Raw genomic sequence first — 19,214 nt, forward strand, 5'->3', positions numbered from 1 at the left:
ATAAACCCCCCCCCCCTAATTCCCGGGGCTTTTACCTCCGTTTTGGGGCCCCCCCCCCCCCCCCCCCCCCCGCCCCCCCCCCCCCCCCCCCCCCCACGAATTCTCAATTCGAACTATCGATCAAGCTCTCCAGCAGCCGCTTCAATTCGCTCGTCGATTTGTCGCCGTAGCTCTCCAGGATGTGCTCTTCCTGGTCGACCGCGAGCGAGTTGAGCTTCTTGCTCAGCACCTTGCCGCGATCGGAGATGAACATCAGGACCTTGCGGCGATCGTTCGGGTCCTGCACGCGGTAGACCAGCGTGTCCGAGACCATGCGATCGATCATCTTCGTCAGCGTCGGATGGTTGAGCAGCACGGCATCCGCGAGTTCGCCCATCGAATGGCCGTTGCCATCCGACAGCACTTTCAGGATGCGCCACTGCTCGACGGGCACGCCTTCCTTGCTCAACCGCAGTTCGAGCTGCCGGTTGATCTCCCGGTTGGCTTGCGCGAGCAGGTAGGCGAGGTGTTCGGTGATCGGGGTGTTTGGTTTTGCCACGGCTAAGACTTTGTCTTGACCCAAATGAGTGAATGTCTTGCAATCGATGCTGCATCTATATGCACTTCAATTCTTGAATATTCAATATTTTCAAAATAGGATATTGCCCAACAATAGGGCGGGTGCCGCGGCCGCCTGCTGAATGAGCTTTCAAGTCTGGTATCAGACAGGAGTTGGCGTGCGCGCGACGGTAAACTTCCCGGCTCACGGCGGTCCGGCGTTACCGCCGTCCTTGCTGTTCAGGAATCTGTCGCCCGCGGCAGCGGATTTCGACCTGTCGCCGGTTGACGCGCATTTCATGAAGCGCCGCGGCGCACACAACAAGCTCCGCGTCGGCGGCTTCATCTGCTGCACCGGCTCGCCCGGCGTTTGGGGCCCGTGCGCGACAAGCAGCGCGCAGCTCGCGGTAGCCGAGATCAACAAGCGCGGCGGCATCCTCGGGCGCGAGATCGAGCTTTCGATTTACGACGCCGGCGGCCCGCTCGACGAGATTCTGAGCCGCGCCGAGCAGGCGATCGCGTCCGATGAGATCGACCTCATCGTCGGCTTGCATACCAGCGCGGTGCGTGTGGCGCTGCGCAAGGTCACCACCCGCCACCGCATCCCCTACATCTACACGCCTGTCTACGAAGGCGGCGAGCAGACGCCGGGTGTCATGGCGATCGGCGAGACGCCGCGCTGGCAGAGCCGTCCGTCGATCCACTGGCTTGCCGACGTCAAGAAGGCGGCGCGCTGGTACCTGATCGGCAGCGACTATGTCTGGCCCTGGCAGTCGCACCGCGCGGTGAAGCGCTACATCAAGGAGGCCGGCGGCCATGTCGTCGGCGAAGAGTTCGTTCCCCTCGGCGAAGACAACCATGAGCCGCATCTGGAGCGCATCCGTGCCGCGAGGCCGGACGTCGTCCTGATCTCGTTGATCGGCACCGACAGCATCACGTTCAATCGCGCGTTCGGCGAATGCGGCCTTGGCGCCACGACGCTGCGGCTGGCCGGGGCGATGGACGAGACCGTGCTACTCGGAATCGGCGCCGACAACAGCGAGAATCTGTTCTGCGCCTCCGGCTATTTCCCCGGCATCGGATCGCGGGTCAATGACGACTTCCAGAGCCGCTATCGCGCGATGTTCGGACCGAACGGCCCCCCGATCGGGTCGCTCGGTCAATCCAGCTATGAGGGACTGCGCTTCCTTGAGGCCGTAGCAAACAAGGCGGGCACGTTGGCGATGGCGCCCATGCTCGCGGCCGGCCGCAACATCGTCTATGGCGGCGCGCGCGGCCCCGTCACCGTCAGGAACGGTCATACCCGGATGCAAATGTATCTCGCCGGGGCGGATGGCCTCGATTTCAAGCTGATCAAACCGATCTGATGCCGGCGCGGCCATCCGCAAACGCCCGAATTCAAAATAATACTTGAAAAGGAAAATATTTCCGTCTGTAATATCGAGGTGGAGCCGATGGGCCCGCGCCGTGCACGCGCGCCCATGAGGCTCCAATGCCAGGGATTCCAATTCCAGGGATCAAGAAGCCTTGAGGAGAGCGCCGTGACAGTTGTCCTTCCCACGCCAGCCCAATTGCGCAGTGTCGCCGACCAGTGCGGCCTTTCGCTGACCGACGACGATGTCGCCTCGTTCCGCGGCCTGATGCAGGGCTCGATCGAGGCCTACAATCTCGTCGGCGCCATGCCGGACGAGGTGCCGGAGGTCAAATATCCGCGCACCCCGGGCTATCGGCCCTCGCCGGAAGAAAACCCGCGCAACGCCTGGTATCGCAAGTCGACGGTGAAGGGTGCGGCGAGCGGCAAGCTCAAGGGCAAGACGGTTGCTCTCAAGGACAACATCATGCTCGCCGGCGTTCCCATGATGAACGGCTCGGCGACGCTCGAAGGCTACGTCCCCGATTTCGACGCCACCATCGTCACGCGCATGCTCGATGCCGGCGCCGAGATCGCCGGAAAAGTTCATTGCGAATCCTTCTGCATGTCCGGCGGCAGCCACACCAATGCGGTCGGCGCCGTCCACAATCCGCACAAGATGGGCTATTCGGCCGGCGGCTCGTCGTCAGGCTCAGGCGTCGTCGTCGCGCTCGGCGAGGTCGACATGGCGATCGGCGGCGACCAGGGTGGTTCGATCCGCATGCCGTCCTCGTTCTGCGGCACCTATGGCATGAAGCCGACCTGGGGCCTCGTGCCCTATACCGGCATCATGCCGATCGAGGTGTTCGTCGATCACACCGGGCCGATGACGGCGACCGTCGCCGATAACGCGCTGCTGCTCGAAGTGCTGGCCGGCGACGACGGCTACGATCCCCGCATCAAGGCGCCCAAAGTCGAGGAGTACACCAAGGCGCTCGGCCAAGGCGTCAAGGGCATGAAGATCGGCATCCTCAAGGAAGGCTTTGAGCAGGCGAATGCCGATGCCGCCGTCAACGAGAGCGTGCGGGAGGCCGCAAAGCGTTTTAGGGATCTCGGCGCCACGGTCGAGACGGTTTCGATCCCGATGCATCTCATGGGCCCCGCGATCTGGACGCCGATCGGCACCGAGGGCATGACCCAGACCATGATGTATGGCGATGGCTATGGCCTGTCGCGTTCCGACCTCTATTCGACCACGCTGATGGACTTCCATCGCGGCTGGCGGCGGCAGGCGGATTCCCTGTCCGAGACCACAAAGCTGTTCCTGCTGCTCGGCACCTACATCAACAACACCTTTGGTCCGCGCTATTACGGCAAGGCGCTCAACATCTCCCGACGCCTGACCGCGGCCTACGACAAGGCCTTCAAAGACTACGATTTGCTGTTGCTACCGACCACGCCCATGAAGGCGACGAAGCTGCCGGAACCCACGGCCAGCCGCGAGGACTATGTCGCGCGTGCGCTGGAGATGATCTCCAACACCGCGCCGTTCGACATCACTCATCATCCGGCGATGTCGCTGCCCTGCGGCATGGTCGATGGCCTGCCCGTCGGCCTGATGCTGGTCGGCCGCATGTTCGAGGAATCCACCATCTACCGTGCCGCCCACGCCTTCGAGCAGATCGGCGACTGGAAGAAGATGTGAGCGAGGCATTGATGCGGGCCAACGGAACAGGGAAGCGTTTTCGGACGCGTCAAGACAACAAGCCGGAGCCCCGTTCCGATCCCGTCGGAACGGGAAAGGCTCTGGCGCATGGCTAACGCGTTCGTCGCGGCTTTCGAGATCCTGAGCTTTGGCGCGATCATCGTCCTGATCGTGCTGGGGCTCGGGATCATCGCCAGCATGATGGGCATCTTCAACTTCGCGCAGGGCGAGTTCGTCCTGCTCGGGGCCTACATCACTTATCTCGCCTACGCCAAGGGCCTGCCGATCTGGGCCGGCATGGTCGCCGCGCCCTTCGTCGTCGGCGCGCTCGGCTTCGTGCTGGAGGCGCTGATCATCCGACGCTTCTACGCAGCGCCCATCGTCGCCATGCTCGGCACCTATGCGCTCGGCCTGATCATCCGCGAATCCGTGCGCGGCCTGATCGGCGGCTTCTATCTCACCGTGCCGGAGCCGATCGGCGGCTCGATCGATATCGGCGCCATGCACATCTCGGCCTGGCGCTTCACCATCATCGTCATCACAGCGCTGGTGATGGGCGGCTGCTATCTGTTGCTGGCGCGCACCAGCTTCGGCCTGCGCGTGCGCGCTACGCTGGAAAATCCGTCGCTGGCCCGCGCCTCCGGAATTTCCACGCCGCTGATCTACGGCGCCACCTTCGCCTTCGGCGCGGCGCTTGCCGGCCTTGCCGGCGCGCTGATCGTGCCGGTGTTCAGCCTGTTCGCCGATCTCGGCCTGCGCTTCCTGATCCAGGGCTTTGTCGCGGTGATGGTCGGCGGCGTCGGCTCCTTCATCGGGCCGGTCGCGGGCGCCGGCGTCATCGGCACGCTCAGTGCCGCGCTCCCTTGGGTAATGGCGCCCGTCGTGGCCGATGTTCTCGTCTTCGTACTCGCCATCGTTTTCATCAAATTCCGGCCGCAGGGCCTCATCGCTGGAAAAGGGGTTTAGTCACATGTCCGATCGCACTCAGCTCTCCCGCCGCCGCTTCCTCTCGAATTTCGCCTTTGCCTCCGGCGCGGTCGCAACCGGCGTCGGCAGTTGGGTGATCCCCGCGCCCTGGGCCAATGCGGCCGAAGCCCCGATCAAGGTCGGCATCGCCACCGACCTCACCGGGCCGATCGCCTACGCCGGCAATGCCGACGCCAACGTCGCCAAGATGGTGATCAAGGAGATCAACGCCGGCGGCGGTCTGCTCGGCCGCCCACTCGAGCTCTATATCGAGGACACGGCCTCCAACGAGTCCGTCGCTGTCGGCAACGTCCGCAAGCTAATCCAGCGCGACAAGGTCGACATGGTGCTCGGCGGCATCACCTCGTCGATGCGCAACGCCATCAAGGACCCGATCGTCGCGCGCGGCAAGACGCTCTACATCTATCCGCAGCTGTACGAAGGCAAGGAGTGCACGCCCTATCTGTTCTGCACCGGGCCGACGCCCGCGCAGCAGTGCGACGAGTTCATTCCCTGGCTGATCAAGAACGGCGGCAAGAAGTTCGCGCTGCCGAGCGCCAACTACGTCTGGCCGCACACGCTCAACGTCTACGCCCGCAAGGTGATCGAGGCCAATGGCGGCGAGGTCGTGTTCGAGGAATATTATCCGCTCGACCAGGTCGACTTCTCCTCGACCGTCAACCGCATCATCTCCAACAAGGTCGACGTCGTCTTCAATACCGTCATCCCGCCCGGCGTCGGTCCGTTCTTCAAGCAGCTCTATGAGGCCGGCTTCCTCAAGAATGGCGGACGGCTGGCCTGCGTCTACTATGACGAGAACACGCTCAACATCAATCAGGCCGCCGAGATCGAGGGTCTCGCCAGCTGCCTCGATTATTTCAAGGTGCTGACCAAGGAGAACCCGTTCGACGCGAAAATCCAGGCGGCCTACGAGAAGGATTTCCCGGGCAACTTCCTGTTCGCCGCCGGCAGCGCCGCCACCGGCACCTATCGCGGCCTGAAGCTGTGGGAAGCCGCCGTCAAGGAAGCCGGCAAGATCGACCGCGAGTCGGTCGCCGCGACGCTCGACCACGCCAAGATCGCCGAAGGCCCCGGCGGACCGGCCGAGATGGTACCGGGCAAGCGGCATTGCAAGATGAAGATGTACACCGCGGTCGCCAAGGGCGGGAATTACGAGATCGTCGGACGCAGCGACGGGCTCGTCGATCCCAAGGAATGCTGAGGCGGAATGCCGAAGTCGATGAGTGTGGTAAGAGAGGCCATCGCCGGCGACGAAGCGGACGATGCGATGGCTGAGCGCGCGGTAGCGGAACAGGTCGCGGCAGGACGAAAAGTCCTGCCGATCGTGGAGGGCGTCGTGCTCGTTGCGGCGCTGGTCGCGCCGCTGGTGCTGCAGGACTACCTCACGGTGTTCGCGACGCGGGTGATCATCCTCGCGCTGTTCGCGCTCTCGTTCGACCTGGTGTGGGGCTATGCCGGCATCATGAGCTTTGGCCAGGCGCTGTTCTTCGGCTCGGCCGGCTATGGCGTGGCGTTGCTCGCGCGCGACCTCGACATCACCAACATCTTCCTGGTGCTGCCCGCGGGAACGCTGATCGGGCTCACGTTCGCGCTGTTGCTCGGCGGCTTCCTGCTGCTGGGACGACATCCCTCCAGCGTGATCTTCGTCTCGCTGGGCACGCTAACCGGCTCCTACGCCGCCGACCGGCTGGCGCGCGGCTGGTACTATCTCGGCGGCCAGAACGGTATCCCCTCGATCTCGTCGATGACGCTCGGCAGTTACGAATTCTCGGAAGGGCCGCCGTTCTACTATCTCGTGCTTGGCCTTCTTGTCGTGGTCTATCTCCTCTGCCGTTTTCTGGTGCGCTCGCAGTTCGGGTTGGCGCTCGCGGGCTTGCGCGAGAACGAGCAGCGCATCGCCTTCTTCGGCTACAAGACGCAGCACCTGAAGGCGATCATCTTTGCGATCGGCGGCGCGGTGGCGGGTCTTGCCGGCAGCCTTTACGCCTTCCACGAGGGTTTCGTCTGGCCCAACATGGTCGGCGTCGTGGTCTCGACGCAAGTCGTGCTCTACGTCCTGTTCGGCGGTTCCGGCACGCTGATCGGCGCCGTCATCGGCGCCGTCATCGTCGAGGGCGTCAGCTTCTGGCTCTCGGACAATTACCGCGAGGTCTGGCCGATCATCCTTGGCGTGCTGCTGTTGCTCGTGATCCTGTTCCGGCCGCTCGGTCTGATCAGTTTTGTGCTCGGCGAGCGCGAGCGGGTCGGCAGCTTTGGTGGCAAGTCCAGGAAAACCGGGAAGGAGAAGCGCGATGCCGCTCCTTGAAGCCACCGGCGTCAAGAAGATTTTCGGGAAGCTCACCGCGCTCGACGGCGCCGCGCTCACTGTCGGCGAGAACGAGTTTCACGGCCTGATCGGACCGAACGGCTCCGGCAAGAGCACGCTGATGAAGTGCATCGCTGGCGCCGAGGTGCCGACGCAGGGCAAGGTGAGTTTCATCAACACCGACATCACCGCGTTCACGCCGACCGAGCGTGCCCGCGCCGGCATGAGCCTGAAATTCCAGATCACATCCGTGCTGCCGACGCTGACGCTCTACGACAACATCCTGCTCGCGCTGCAGGCGCAATCTTCGCTGTTCGATCTCGTGTTCTCGCGCACGCGCGGGCTCCTGCACGATCAGGTCATGACCATGCTGACGCAGTTCCGCCTCGCCGACCGCGCTTTCGATGCGGCCGCAGCGCTGTCGCACGGTCAGCAGCAATGGCTGGAGATCGCGATGGCGCTGGCCGGCAAGCCGAAACTCCTGCTGCTGGACGAGCCGACCGGCGGGATGAGCCTGGAGGAGCGCCGCGTTACCGGCGAATTGCTGCAGCCGATCAAAAAGCATTGCTCGCTTGTCATCGTCGAGCACGACCTCGATTTCATCCGCGACATCTGCGATCGTCTCACCGTGCTCGACCAGGGCAAGGTGCTGGCGTCCGGCACGGTGTCGGAGATCCAGGCCAACAAGGCCGTCCAGGAGATCTATTTGCGCCGTGCCTGAATTTTTGGACATCAAGCATCTCGACGCCGGCTATGGCCGCAGCCAGGTCCTGTTCGACGTCAACCTCGGCATTCCCTGGCGCGGCGGTGTCGCCGTGCTCGGCCGCAACGGCGCCGGCAAGACCACGTTGATGAAGACCATCGTCGGCGAGTTGCCGGCGTGGAAGGGCGAGGTCGCTTTCGATGGCCGCGACATCAGCCGCCGCGCGACCCAGGAGCGCGTCCGCGCCGGCATCGGCTACGTGCCGCAGGAGCATTCGGTGTTCGCGCGTCTGTCGGTGCGCGACAATCTCGCGGTCGGCTCGCTCGCGAGCAGGAAGGCGGACGCGGTCGACCACGTGCTGACCATCTTCCCAAAACTCGGCCAGCGCCTCGACCAGCCCGCCGGCACGCTGTCCGGCGGCGAGCGCAAGATGCTCGCCATCGGCCGTGCCATGCTGGGCGATCCAAAACTGCTTCTGCTCGACGAGCCGACCGAGGGCGTCTGGATCGGCGTGATCGAGGAAATTACCGAGCGCCTGATCGAGCTCGCGAAAACCATCGCCGTGATCATCGTCGAGCAGCACCTCGACCTCGCGCTTCGCGTCGCGGACTACGCCTACGTGCTCGACCGCGGACGAGTCGCGCTGCAAGGCGAGGCAGGCGAGGTGAGGGGCAATCCGGAGCTGCTGCGGTATCTGGCGCCGTAGGGCGCCCTGCCAGTCCGGTCATCCCCGCGCAATGGCGAAGCCATTGTCGCTGGAGGCGCTCGCGCAGCGAGCCTCGAAGGATGCACGGCCGCGCGGCCAAGCGGGCCGTCGGCCTTCGAGGGTAGCTGAAGAAGCGGACACCTCAGGGTGACGGTGAAGTGCTTCCGAAAAATGGATTGACGATGGACAGCCCGCCGATGCTGCGTCCGTGCTGCATGTCCTCGCTATACAGGGTCTCGCAGCCAGCCTCGATTGCGGTCGCTACGATCAGAGCATCGTAAAAGGCAAGCGTATGGTCGCGCGCAAGCGCAAGCGCCGTAGCGTGCGTGTCGGCAGTGAGATGACGCCGCCGCCGGCAATTGTGGTCAGCGCGCGCTCGCGCCGGATGTCGGCCGAAAAGGCATAGACCAGGATGTTGCTGTCGAAGAACGGGCTTATCTCTCGTTCGCTTCGTCCCGGTCGAATTTGTAACCCTCGGGCAGGGGAATCCGGAACTGGTCGGCTTGCCTGAGAAATTCCGCTCGTCTGTCGACCTTCTCTACTGCGATCTGGCCTGTCGAAGTCTCTACGACATTGAGCTCGTCACCGGGGGAGAGGTTCAAAGCCTCAACGAGTGCCTTAGGCAGGCGGACTGCGAGGCTGTTACCCCATTTGGAGACCAGCATGGAATGATATGCCCTGATCATTCGGGACCGCCGTCAGCTCGGTAAAAATCGGGATAGGGCGAGAGGTTCCCGCCCGCTTACTTCACCGCCCCGAACCGGCTGTCGAACGAGTTCGACTGGACCACCGGCGCGGCGCCCATGATCTGGGTCGCTTCACCCGCGCCATCGGACACCGACGGCTTCAGCGTCGGGCGGGTCGCCGCGAGGCGGGTGTCGGGCTTCGCTGGTTCGGCGGGCTTGGCGACGGCAACGGCTGGCTTCGGCGCATCCTTCCCTGCATCCTTGGACTTGTCGTGTCCCGGCACGAACCGGGTTACCGCGGCCTTCAGCCGGGACGCCGCGGTAGGCGGCGTCGTGGAAGTCGCAGCCGGGGCGACGGATGCCGTGGCCTGCGGCGGCGGCGTGGTCGCCGTGGCGTCGGCGTTGCCGATGCCCATCTTGCGGCCGAGGTTGGAGAAGAAGCCGGATTTCTCCGCCGGAGCAGCGGTGGCGACACGCGTGTTGGCGGCGGGCGCGCTGACGGCGACGACCGGCTCTTCCTGCGGCGAGGGCGCGGCCGCATCGAGATTCGGCTTCGGCGGATTGACGTGTCCAGGAATCGTGCCCGGCGCCTTCGCCATCGCCAGCATCTGGAGCGTGGTGCCTTCGGCGCCTTCCGACAGGCCGGTCGAGCCCTCCGGAATCTTCGCGGCAAAGATCTTGTTCATGCCGCCGTCGATGCCGGTGTTCATGCGCGCAACGGGCGTGCCGCGCGAGACCAGCTTGTTGTACTCGGCCTGGTCGCGTGCATCCTTCTCGCGCACGGCGCTGGCGATCTCCTCGGGGATCACATAGGCCGGGCACTTTGCGGACGCGTCGAACACCGGATCACGCTTGGCGTCGGGCGGCTTCGCCGCGTCGAACACGTACTTCTTTTCGCAGAAATCGACCTTCGGCTCCTGCCGCGTCACCTCGAAATGATCATAGCCTTCCTTGATCATCTTCCAGAACGGCATGTTCGGATTGTTCCGGTGCTTGGCCATGTTCACCGGCGTCATCTTGAACGGATAGGCCTGCAGCTGGAACGCCTTCTGGCCGCCGAAGAAGGACTCGCGCCCGAGCGAATAGATCTCGGCGATCTGCTCGTCCGTCATCGCGTAGCAGCCGCGCGAGGAACAATCGCCATGCACCATCAGCTGCGAGCCGCTGCGGCCCAAAGCCTTGTCGAACGCGTTCGGATAGCCCGTGTTGAACGACAAATAGTACGCCGACTGCGGATTCATCTGGCCCGGATTGATCGAGTAGAATCCTTCCGGCGCCTGGCGGTCGCCTTCGCGCACCTTCGGGCCGAGATCGCCGGACCAGCGACAGATCGGATAGGTCTTGAGCAGCGCGAACTGGCCGTTGCGGGTCTGCTTCCAGACCTCAAGCTCGGCCTCCTGCTTGAACAGGCGCACCAAAATCGGTGATTGCAGATCCATGTCCTTCTCGACCATCGCGGCGAGAAGTTTCGGCGGGACCGGCTGGTTGGCCTTGGCATTGGTCGCAAGCGAAACCTGGTCGGTGTCGCACCCGGCCAGCACAAAGCTGGCGGCAAGCGCCACCGAGACCAGAAACGCGCGAGCAAGCGAACGAGAAATCAAGATAGACCCCACACCGTCCAGGGCATCGCGCGCAAACCCCAATCTTGAAGCATGATCCGACCGGAGACCCGGACCCGTCGCGACGGGCTTTTTCGCAATCACGCTCCAGCGCTTATGCCCTGAAGCCATTGATTAAAATTCTAACCTCTGGGTCATGTGGTCGCAACCCGAACGGGGATCACGAGCCCGTTGGCCCAAAGGCGTGGTCAACGAAGACTTAAACTGGGCCGTAACTTGGGCCTCGCGGCCAAACCGGTACAGAGATCGCTGATTTGGGCAAAAAAAGGGTTAACGCGAGGTTACCGGGGGCTCTTCACCTCCCCGCAAGCGGGGGAGGGAGCGCACCGCCGCTGCGGTCCCAAACCGCCCGAATCAGCCCAGTTTCCGGCCGATATCGAGGAATTTCTGCCGCCGATGCTTGCGGATGGCGTCGCCGTCCAGGCCCCGCAGCTCGTCAAAAGCCTTGGCGATGGCGTCGCCCGTGGTGGCGATCATGGCGGCGGGGTCGCGATGGGCGCCGCCGACCGGCTCCTTCAGGATGCTGTCGATCACGCCGAAGCGGAGCATGTCCTGGGCGGTGATCTTCATGTTGTTAGCGGCTTCCTGCGCCTTGGAGCCGTCGCGCCAGAGGATCGAGGACGCCGCCTCGGGCGAGATCACGCTGTAGATCGCGTGCTCCAGCATCAGGACCTTGTTGGCGGTGGTGATCGCGATGGCGCCGCCCGACATGCCCTCGCCGGTGATGATGGCGACGTTCGGCACGGTCAGCGCCATGCAGGCATCGGTCGAACGCGCGATCGCCTCGGCCTGACCGCGCTCTTCCGCGCCGATGCCGGGATAGGCGCCGGCGGAATCGGCGAGCGACAGCACCGGCAGGCCGAACCGCTCGGCCATCTCCATCAGCCGCACGCATTTGCGATAGCCCTCGGGCCGCGCCATGCCGAAATTATGCTTGATGCGGCTCTCGGTGGAATCGCCCTTTTCCTGGCCCATCACGCAGATGGCCTCGCCGCGGAAGCGGCCGAAGCCGGCCACCAGCGCCTCGTCCTCGCCGAACTTGCGGTCGCCGGCGAGCGGGGTGAACTCGGTGATCAGGCCCTTGATGAAGTCGTTGAAATGCGGCCGCTGCGGATGTCGCGCGACCAGCGTCTTCTGCCACGGCGTCAGGTTCAGATAGAGGTCGGCCATCGCCTGCGCCGCCTTGTCCTCGATCCGCCCGATCTCCTCGGCGATGTCGCTGCCGGAGGCCGCAAGCGTCCGCAATTCGTCGAGCTTGGAATCGAGCTCGGCGACGGGCTTTTCGAAATCGAGATAGCTGCGCATCTGGTCTGGCATCAACTCAATATAGGGAGAACGGGGCGAGGCGGCGAAGCGGATTCGATGTCGTGGAAAGAAATGTAGGTTCGTCAATGAGTTGGCTTGTGTGCTCGCAACGAGCGCAGGCCAAATCATCGTGAGGCCCCGGCTCTTTCTGCGGAGATGTGGCCGAAGTCAAGGCGGTTTCGGGCTCCGACCCGTACCGTAGCCCGGATGAGCGAAGCGAGATCCGGGGCAGGTCGCCCCAATCGTCAATCCCGGATGTCGCTTCGCTCATCCGGGCTACTGCAGCTAGGGCAGCAACTACTTCTCCGCCAGCGGGTGCAGGTCGCGGACCAGGCTCTTCAGCCGCTCCTCGACCACGTGGGTGTAGATCTGGGTGGTCGAGATGTCGGTATGGCCGAGCAGCGTCTGCACGATGCGCAAATCGGCCCCGTTGTGCAGCAGGTGGCTGGCGAAGGCGTGGCGCAGCACGTGGGGGGAGACCAGCCGGGCCTGCAGCCCTGAAGCGACCGCGAGCTCCTTCAAGTCGCGGGCAAAATGCTGCCGCGTCAGATGTCCGCTCTCGCCGAACGAGGGGAACAACCATTTCGAGGCCGCCACGCTGTTCTTCTTGTCTGCCTTGTTGTCCTTGGCCGCCTCTGTCGCCGCGAGATAATCGGCCATCGCCTGGCGCGAGGCCTCGTTGAGCGGCACCAGCCGTTCCTTGTTGCCCTTGCCGCGCACCACGATCATGCGGGCGTCGCGCTTCGCCGCCGTGCGCGGCAGCGCCACCAGCTCGGAGACGCGCAGGCCGGTGGCGTAGAGGACCTCGAGTAGACAATAGAGTCTCAGGGCGCGCAGCCGTTTCGACGGCGAGGCATCCTCAGCCTCGCTCAATTCCTTGGCGCGGCGGAGCATGCGATCGACATCCGCGATCGACAGCACCTTCGGCAGCCCGCGGCCGCGCTTGGGGCCGGACAGGATCGCCGCGGGATCGTCGGTTCTGATGCGTTCGTTCAGGAGGAAGCGATAGAGATGCCGCAGCGCCGACAGCCGCCGCGCGACGCTGGTGGACTTGAAGCCGCGCGTGTCGAGATCGGCGAGATAGTCGCGCAGCGTCTGTGTTTCCGCATCCGCAAATGCATGGCCGACGCGGCCGAGAAACTCGGAGAAGTCGGTGAGGTCGCGGCGGTAGGCGTCGAGCGTATTGGGGCCGGCGCCCTGTTCCGCGGCGAGCATGTCGAGGAACAGGCCGGTAAGTTTTGTATCTGAGGGCTTGTTATCGGAAGATCTGGCACGCATGCCCCGGAGGCTAGCCCCTATTTCTTGAGAAACTTATCCGGCGGGATCGTCACCGTCATTTCCCGTGGCTTGGGATTGACGAAGTTCGCCAGCGCGAAGACCACGCCATAGACGATGCCGGCGATCACGGCGACGACCGTCAGGAAGCGGAACAGGCTGGGCATCGGCAGGATCTCGGAGAGGGTCTCGGTCAGGGGCTTGGCGGGCAAATTAACCAATGAAATCATCCAACACGTTCGCCGTTTCGTGGCAAGAGTCCTCTGGCGAGGGCCCCTGCGGGGTCGTATAGGTGGCCAAAGGATGCCGCCTTTGGCGGCAGATCGAGCGAGACCCATTCGAGCGAGACAAATGCCCGACGCCGCGTTGCCGATCCAAGCCTCGCCCGAGGCCGACATCCTGTCGGCGCTGGGGACGCGCTCGATCGTGCTCGTCGGCATGATGGGGGTAGGCAAATCCACCATCGGCCGCCGCATGGCTCTCAGGCTCAAGCTGCCCTTCGTCGATGCCGACACCGAGATCGAGGCGGCGGCCGGCATGACCATACCGGAAATCTTCGAGCGCCACGGCGAGCCGCATTTCCGCGACGGCGAGGCCCGCGTGATCGCACGGCTGCTCGACGGCGGTCCCATCGTGCTGGCGACCGGCGGCGGCGCCTTCATGCGCGAGGAGACGCGGACCCGGATCGCGGCGAAGGCGATCTCGATCTGGCTCAAGGCCGATCATGATGTCATCATGCGCCGCGTGCGCCGGCGCGCCGACCGTCCGCTGCTCCAGACCGCCGATCCTGAAGGAACCGTGACGCGCCTGCTCACCGAGCGCGAGCCGGTCTACGGCCATGCCGACCTCACCATCGCCTCCCGCGACGTGCCGCACGACAGAATCGTCGATGAGACCATCGAGACGCTACGCGCGCATCTTTGCGGCGAACGGGCGTCCCCGCCATCAGCCGACATCGCGAGTGCCGCACGATGACCGCGCCTTTGAAACATTCCGATCCCGTCAACGTCGAGGTCGCGCTGGAGAATCGCGCCTATGACATCGTCATCGGCCGCGGCGTGCTGGCCTCGCTCGGCGAACGGGTAGCGCGCCTGCGCCCCGGCGTACGCACCGCGATCGTGACGGATCGCACCGTCGCGAAATACTGGCTCGAACCCGCCGAGGCATCGCTGGCCGCCGCGGGCATTCCGACATCGCACATCGTCGTCGAGGAAGGCGAGATCTCCAAGACCTTTGCCGGTCTCGAAAAGGTCAGCGAAGCCCTGATCGCCGCGAAGATCGAGCGCAACGATCTCGTCATCGCGCTTGGCGGCGGCGTGGTCGGCGATCTCGCCGGCTTCGCCGCGGCGATCCTGCGCCGCGGCGTCGACTTCGTGCAGGTGCCGACCTCGCTGCTGGCGCAGGTCGATTCCTCCGTCGGTGGCAAGACCGGCATCAACTCGCCGCAGGGCAAGAACCTGCTCGGCGCCTTCCACCAGCCGGTGCTTGTGATCGCCGACACCGCCGTGCTCGACACGTTGTCGCCGCGGCAGTTCCGCGCCGGCTATGCCGAGGTCGCCAAATACGGCGTGCTCGGCGATGAGGCCTTCTTCGCCTGGCTCGAGAAGAACCATTCCGACATCGCCAAAGGCGGTTCGGCGCGCGAGCATGCGATCGCGACCTCCTGCCGCGCCAAGGCCGGCGTCGTCTCGCGCGACGAGCGCGAGACTGGGGAGCGCGCGCTGCTCAATCTCGGCCACACGTTCGGTCACGCGCTGGAAGCCGCGACCGGTTTCTCCGACCGCCTGTTTCACGGCGAGGGTGTTTCGATCGGCATGACGCTGGCGGCGCAGTTTTCCGCGAAGCTCGGCATGATCGGCGACGCGGACGCCGCGCGCGTCGAGCGCCACCTGATCGAAGCCGGCCTGCCGACGCGCTTGCAGGACATCGCGGGCTTCGCGCAGGAGGGGCTTGCTGATGCCGACGCGCTGTTGGCGCTGATGGCGCAGGACAAGAAGGTCGAGCGCGGCAGGCTCACCTTCATCCTGCTGGAGGCCGTGGGGCGGGCCGTCGTCGTGAAGAACGTCGAGCCGGCTCCGGTGCGCGACTTCCTGAAGGACAAGCTCGCCCTCAAGGCGTGACACGCGGTTGAACGGCGCTAAAGCGTTTTCGAGCGAAGTGGGTACCGGTTCGCGTCAAGAAAACGCGTCAAAACAAGAAACCAGAGTGGTTCATGGATTGGCTCGGCTTCACCATCGTCATTCTCTGCCTGCTCGTCTCCGGCTTCTTCGCCGCGAGCGAGACCGCGCTGACCGGCGCCTCGCGCGCCAGCATGCTGCGGCTCTCCAAGCAGGGTAATCGCGACGCCGACGTGGTCTCGCAGCTGCTCGACATGCGCGAGCGCCTGATCGGCGCGCTGCTGCTCGGCAACAACATCGCCAATATCAGTGCATCCGCACTGGCCACCAGCATCTTCACGGCCTGGTTCGGCGACGTCGGCGTGCTCTATGCCACCGGCTTGATGACCGCACTGGTCGTGATCTTCGCCGAGGTGCTGCCCAAGACCATCGCGATCAACGCGCCCGACCGCATGGCGCTCGCGGTCGCGCGCCCGATGCGGCTGACGATGTACGTGCTGGGGCCGCTGCTGCGGATCGTGGAAGTCATCGTGCGGCTGTTGATGCGCCTGTTCGGCCTTGCCGGCGAGCACCAGGCGATCCTGTCGCCGACCGAGCGCCTCCGCGGCGCGGTCGACCTGCTGCATCATGAAGGCAAGTTCGAGAAGCACGACCGCGACATGCTCGGCGGGCTGCTCGATCTGCGCGAGCTCCAGGTCTCCGACGTCATGATCCATCGCACCGAGATGACGATGATCAACGCCGACCTGCCGCCGGAGGATCTCGTGCGCGAGGTGCTGGCGGCCGAATACACCCGCATCCCGCTGTGGCGCGAGAAGCCGGAAAACATCATCGGCGTGCTCCACGCCAAGGATTTGTTGCGCGCGATCCGCGCGGCCGACGGCGAGACCTCGCGCATCGACGTCTCCACCATCGCGCTGCCGCCCTGGTTCGTGCCGGAGATGCGGCCCGTCTCCGAGCAGCTCAAGGCGTTCCGCCGCCGCAAGACCCATTTCGCCCTGGTCGTCGACGAGTACGGCGAAGTTGAAGGGCTCGTGACGCTGGAAGACATTCTGGAAGAGATCGTCGGCGACATCTCCGACGAGCATGACGTCGTGGTCGCGGGCGTGCGCGCCCAGCCGGACGGCTCGGTCGTCGTCGACGGCTCGGTGCCGATCCGCGACCTCAACCGCGCCATGGACTGGCACCTGCCCGACGAAGAGGCAACGACGGTCGCCGGCCTCGTCATTCACGAGGCGCGCTCGATCCCCGACCGCGGCCAGAGTTTCACCTTTCACGGCTTCCGCTTCCGCGTCCTCCGCCGCGAACGCAACCGCATCACCGCACTCCGTATTTCACCGGTGCCGCGCGAGACGGAAATGGAAGAAGCCAAGCGGCGGCGGGCGGGGACGTCGTTTTAGGATTCGCATGACCCTGTTGCCCCTCATGGTGAGGAGCGCCGAAAGGCGCGTCTCGAACCATGCAGGCCAGGATGCCGCAGCGGGGGCCTGCATCCTTCGAGACGCGCGCAAGTGCGCGCTCCTCAGGATGAGGAGAAATGGCGCCGTCTGACGCTCGTATCGGCGAGCTAGCTCCCGCCTTCCCCCGGCGCTTGCGCGTGGATCGCCAGCGCGTGCACGCTGCCGGAGAGTTCCGCGGCCAGCGCCGAATTTATCATGCGGTGGCGATCGACCCGGCTCTTCCCTTTGAAGGCGGAAGACACAATATAAACGCGGAAGTGCGTCTCGCCGCTCGGCCGATGGCCGGCGTGGCCCTCATGCAAATGTGACTCGTCGACGACTTGCAGGCTTTCCGGCGTGAAAGCTTCCTGCAACTTGTTGCTGATAGTGTCTCTGATGGCCATCTGGGTCATTACGGTGCGAGATCGCTCTCCGTATTGCATAGGCCGCCTCTGGCGGCCGTTCAAGGACGCCTCAGCATAGCTTCGGCTATGCTTTTCAGCTAATTGCAATGTCAAGACTTGAAGGTTTTTGCATTGCGTAGTCAAAGTCAGCCATGCCGATCGATTCATCAAAGTTCTTCGACTCCATCCGGGTCAAGCCGAAAGGCAAGCAACCGGAAGTGAAGCCGCGCGACGCCGTGGTCAATTGCGAATGGACCGGGTGCCAGAACAAGGGCGCGCATCGTGCGCCCAAGGGTCGCGACAACCAGCGTGAGTACTGGCACTTTTGTCTGAACCATGTGCGCGAGTACAACCAGAACTACAATTTCTTCTCCGGCATGAATGCCGACGCTGTCGCGCGCTATCAGAAGGATGCGCTGACCGGCCATCGTCCGACCTGGAAGATGGGCGCCAATGGCGGCGTCAAGAAAGGCGCGGAAGCCGAGATCGACGGCGCCTTCGATCCGTTCAGCATGTTCCAGGAGCTCAACGGCCGCACCGGCTGGCGCGCCGGGCCGCAGGCCGCGCCCAAGGCCGAGACGCGCAAGATCATGAATGCCGAGCGCAAGGCGCTCCAGGTGATGGGCCTCGGCCCCGAGTCCACGCTCGCCGACGTCAAGTCCAAGTACAAGGCGCTCGTGAAGCAGCACCACCCCGACGCCAACGGCGGCGACCGCTCCACCGAGGACCGCCTGATCGAGATCATCAAGGCGTATAATTACCTGAAGACCGTGGTGCGCGAGGCGTAGGCCTCTCCCCGCGCCGTAGTATCGTAGGGAGGGCAAAGCGAAGCGTGCCCACCACTTCTGTTGCGGTGTTGGATCGATGGTGGGCACGGCGCAAGTGCGCCTTTGCCCACCCTACGATTCCCGGCTTGCGGAGATATCCGCGGTCCCTCACGCCTACGATTCCCGGCTTGCGGAGATATCCGCGGTCCCTCACGCCTCCGGCATCGCCCCCACATATGACGAGCTCGGCCGGATCAACCGCCCGGTCCGCTGCTGCTCGCGCGCATGCGCCGTCCAACCGGCGGCGCGCGCCACCGCGAAGATGGGCGTGAAGGCCTGCCTCGGGATCGCCAGCGCATCGAGCAGGATCGCGGTGAAGAACTCCACATTGGTCTCCAGCGGCCGCTCCGGATTCTTCTTGCGCAGCGCGCTGCGGATATAGGCCTCGACCTCGCCGGCAAAGGGCAGGCCGGCGTCGTCCGATGCCAGCGCCTCGATCGCGGTCTTGAGCACATCTGCGCGGGGGTCGCGCACGCGATAGACGCGGTGGCCAAAACCCATCATCCGCTCGCCGCGGGCGAGTGCAGCGTCCACCCAGGGCTGGATGCGCTCGCGCGAACCGATCGCGTCGAGCATTTCCAGCACCGGCTCCGGCGCGCCGCCATGCAGCGGACCCGTCAGCGCGCAATAGCCGGCGGTGACGGCGGCAAACAGATCAGCCTGCGTTGAGGCCACCACGCGCGCGGTGAAGGTCGAGGCGTTCATGCCGTGGTCGCTGGCGGTGACGAGATAGGCGTCCAGCGCCGTGACCTCGCGTGGTTCGGGCGCGTGCCCGTGCAGCATGCGAAGCGTATCGGCAGCATGGCTCACGTTCGGATCGGGCGCCACGGGATCGAGACCCCTGGCGCGGCGGACGAGCGCGCCCGCAATCACCGGGAATGCGCCGACGATTGTCGCCTCATGGGCAAGGCCGTGCTCGGCGCGAAGTCCCGCGACCGCCGCGCGAAACCCGTCGATGATGCCCATGCCGCGCGTTGCTGGCAGCAACTCATCCAGCCGCGCGAAGGCGCGCTCGCGTGCGGCGCCCAGGCTCGCGCGCACATTAGCTTCGCTCAGCGTGGTCGTGCTGGCGCCGTTCCAGAGCCGGGCGGTGACGCCCTCAAAACTCGACTGGCTCGCCAGTCGGCCAACATGCTCCCCGGCGATGATCAACTCGCCGCGCTCGCCGTCGACATGGCTCAGCACGGTTTCGGCTGCAGGAACGCCGTCCAGCCCGATCTGGCTTTTGGTGAGGTGGATGTTCATGGC

General features: G+C 64.7%; 19 protein-coding genes. 11 read left to right on the forward strand and 8 right to left on the reverse strand.

All coding sequences use genetic code 11. The features are described from left to right. Nucleotides 1-103 precede the first annotated feature (103 nt). Complete coding sequence (locus tag AC0L30_RS38975) at nt 104-538, reverse strand: MarR family winged helix-turn-helix transcriptional regulator (protein ID WP_007599198.1); 435 nt, start codon at nt 536-538, stop codon at nt 104-106. Between the two features lie 178 nt (nt 539-716). Between AC0L30_RS38975 and AC0L30_RS38980 the strand changes: the two genes are divergently transcribed. The 7 genes from AC0L30_RS38980 (at nt 717) to AC0L30_RS39010 (ending at nt 8,294) form a co-directional block, all read left to right on the forward strand. Next, a complete protein-coding gene (locus AC0L30_RS38980; RefSeq protein ID WP_007599200.1) occupies nt 717-1,904 on the forward strand; it encodes a substrate-binding domain-containing protein in 1,188 nt (395 codons plus the stop codon). Between the two features lie 174 nt (nt 1,905-2,078). After that, nucleotides 2,079-3,593 carry an amidase gene (locus AC0L30_RS38985; RefSeq protein ID WP_473406476.1) on the forward strand — a complete coding sequence of 505 codons (1,515 nt, stop codon included), beginning with the start codon at nt 2,079-2,081 and terminating at the stop codon, nt 3,591-3,593. A 108-nt stretch (nt 3,594-3,701) separates the two neighbouring features. Then, entirely contained in the window at nt 3,702-4,559 is an 858-nt protein-coding gene (locus AC0L30_RS38990; protein WP_063992465.1) for a branched-chain amino acid ABC transporter permease, read from the forward strand. A gap of 4 nt (nt 4,560-4,563) precedes the next feature. Next, on the forward strand, nt 4,564-5,781 hold the full coding sequence (locus AC0L30_RS38995) for a substrate-binding protein (protein ID WP_007599205.1): 1,218 nt from the start codon (nt 4,564-4,566) through the stop codon (nt 5,779-5,781). Nucleotides 5,782-5,787: 6 nt separating this feature from the next. Further along, on the forward strand, nt 5,788-6,885 hold the full coding sequence (locus AC0L30_RS39000) for a branched-chain amino acid ABC transporter permease (protein WP_007599212.1): 1,098 nt from the start codon (nt 5,788-5,790) through the stop codon (nt 6,883-6,885). After that, nucleotides 6,872-7,606 (forward strand): ABC transporter ATP-binding protein, encoded by a 735-nt coding sequence (locus AC0L30_RS39005; protein WP_007599214.1) that lies wholly within the window; start codon nt 6,872-6,874, stop codon nt 7,604-7,606. The genes AC0L30_RS39000 and AC0L30_RS39005 overlap by 14 nt, the downstream gene beginning before the upstream one ends. Next, the gene (locus tag AC0L30_RS39010; RefSeq protein ID WP_007599215.1) at nt 7,599-8,294 is read left to right on the forward strand and encodes a branched-chain amino acid ABC transporter ATP-binding protein; all 696 of its coding nucleotides are present in this window, start codon (nt 7,599-7,601) and stop codon (nt 8,292-8,294) included. Before AC0L30_RS39005 ends, AC0L30_RS39010 begins: the two co-directional genes overlap by 8 nt. Nucleotides 8,295-8,728: 434 nt before the next feature. On the opposite strand, the gene AC0L30_RS39015 is transcribed toward AC0L30_RS39010, so the two are convergent. The 5 genes from AC0L30_RS39015 to AC0L30_RS39035 all read right to left on the reverse strand — a co-directional run bounded on the left by AC0L30_RS39015 (nt 8,729) and on the right by AC0L30_RS39035 (nt 13,346). Further along, nucleotides 8,729-8,959 (reverse strand): AbrB/MazE/SpoVT family DNA-binding domain-containing protein, encoded by a 231-nt coding sequence (locus AC0L30_RS39015; protein WP_007599216.1) that lies wholly within the window; start codon nt 8,957-8,959, stop codon nt 8,729-8,731. Between the two features lie 77 nt (nt 8,960-9,036). After that, the gene (locus AC0L30_RS39020; protein WP_245285965.1) at nt 9,037-10,581 is read right to left on the reverse strand and encodes a L,D-transpeptidase family protein; all 1,545 of its coding nucleotides are present in this window, start codon (nt 10,579-10,581) and stop codon (nt 9,037-9,039) included. A gap of 372 nt (nt 10,582-10,953) precedes the next feature. Then, on the reverse strand, nt 10,954-11,916 hold the full coding sequence (locus AC0L30_RS39025; protein WP_007599220.1) for an acetyl-CoA carboxylase carboxyltransferase subunit alpha: 963 nt from the start codon (nt 11,914-11,916) through the stop codon (nt 10,954-10,956). Nucleotides 11,917-12,201: 285 nt separating this feature from the next. Further along, nucleotides 12,202-13,182, reverse strand: a complete 981-nt coding sequence (gene xerD / locus AC0L30_RS39030) for a site-specific tyrosine recombinase XerD (protein WP_007599222.1) — start codon at nt 13,180-13,182, stop codon at nt 12,202-12,204. A 17-nt stretch (nt 13,183-13,199) separates the two neighbouring features. Next, nucleotides 13,200-13,346, reverse strand: a complete 147-nt coding sequence (locus AC0L30_RS39035) for a hypothetical protein (protein WP_035669499.1) — start codon at nt 13,344-13,346, stop codon at nt 13,200-13,202. Between the two features lie 184 nt (nt 13,347-13,530). Between AC0L30_RS39035 and AC0L30_RS39040 the strand changes: the two genes are divergently transcribed. The 3 genes from AC0L30_RS39040 (at nt 13,531) to AC0L30_RS39050 (ending at nt 16,696) form a co-directional block, all read left to right on the forward strand. Continuing rightward, a complete protein-coding gene (locus tag AC0L30_RS39040; protein WP_354200589.1) occupies nt 13,531-14,154 on the forward strand; it encodes a shikimate kinase in 624 nt (207 codons plus the stop codon). After that, entirely contained in the window at nt 14,151-15,299 is a 1,149-nt protein-coding gene (gene aroB / locus AC0L30_RS39045) for a 3-dehydroquinate synthase (protein WP_473406477.1), read from the forward strand. Before AC0L30_RS39040 ends, aroB begins: the two co-directional genes overlap by 4 nt. A 92-nt stretch (nt 15,300-15,391) precedes the next feature. Further along, a complete protein-coding gene (locus tag AC0L30_RS39050) occupies nt 15,392-16,696 on the forward strand; it encodes an HlyC/CorC family transporter (RefSeq protein WP_007599226.1) in 1,305 nt (434 codons plus the stop codon). A 167-nt stretch (nt 16,697-16,863) separates the two neighbouring features. Here AC0L30_RS39050 and AC0L30_RS39055 read toward each other — a convergent pair whose 3' ends face one another. Beyond that, the gene (locus AC0L30_RS39055) at nt 16,864-17,139 is read right to left on the reverse strand and encodes a BolA family protein (protein ID WP_026232423.1); all 276 of its coding nucleotides are present in this window, start codon (nt 17,137-17,139) and stop codon (nt 16,864-16,866) included. 152 nt (nt 17,140-17,291) lie between these two features. On the opposite strand from AC0L30_RS39055, the gene AC0L30_RS39060 reads away from it, so the two are divergent. Then, nucleotides 17,292-17,927 (forward strand): J domain-containing protein, encoded by a 636-nt coding sequence (locus AC0L30_RS39060; protein WP_007599228.1) that lies wholly within the window; start codon nt 17,292-17,294, stop codon nt 17,925-17,927. Nucleotides 17,928-18,116: 189 nt separating this feature from the next. On the opposite strand, the gene AC0L30_RS39065 is transcribed toward AC0L30_RS39060, so the two are convergent. Beyond that, nucleotides 18,117-19,211 carry a citrate synthase/methylcitrate synthase gene (locus tag AC0L30_RS39065; RefSeq protein ID WP_473406478.1) on the reverse strand — a complete coding sequence of 365 codons (1,095 nt, stop codon included), beginning with the start codon at nt 19,209-19,211 and terminating at the stop codon, nt 18,117-18,119. Nucleotides 19,212-19,214: the final 3 nt, after the last annotated feature.

This window comes from Bradyrhizobium sp. MI1.11 (assembly GCF_055811255.1).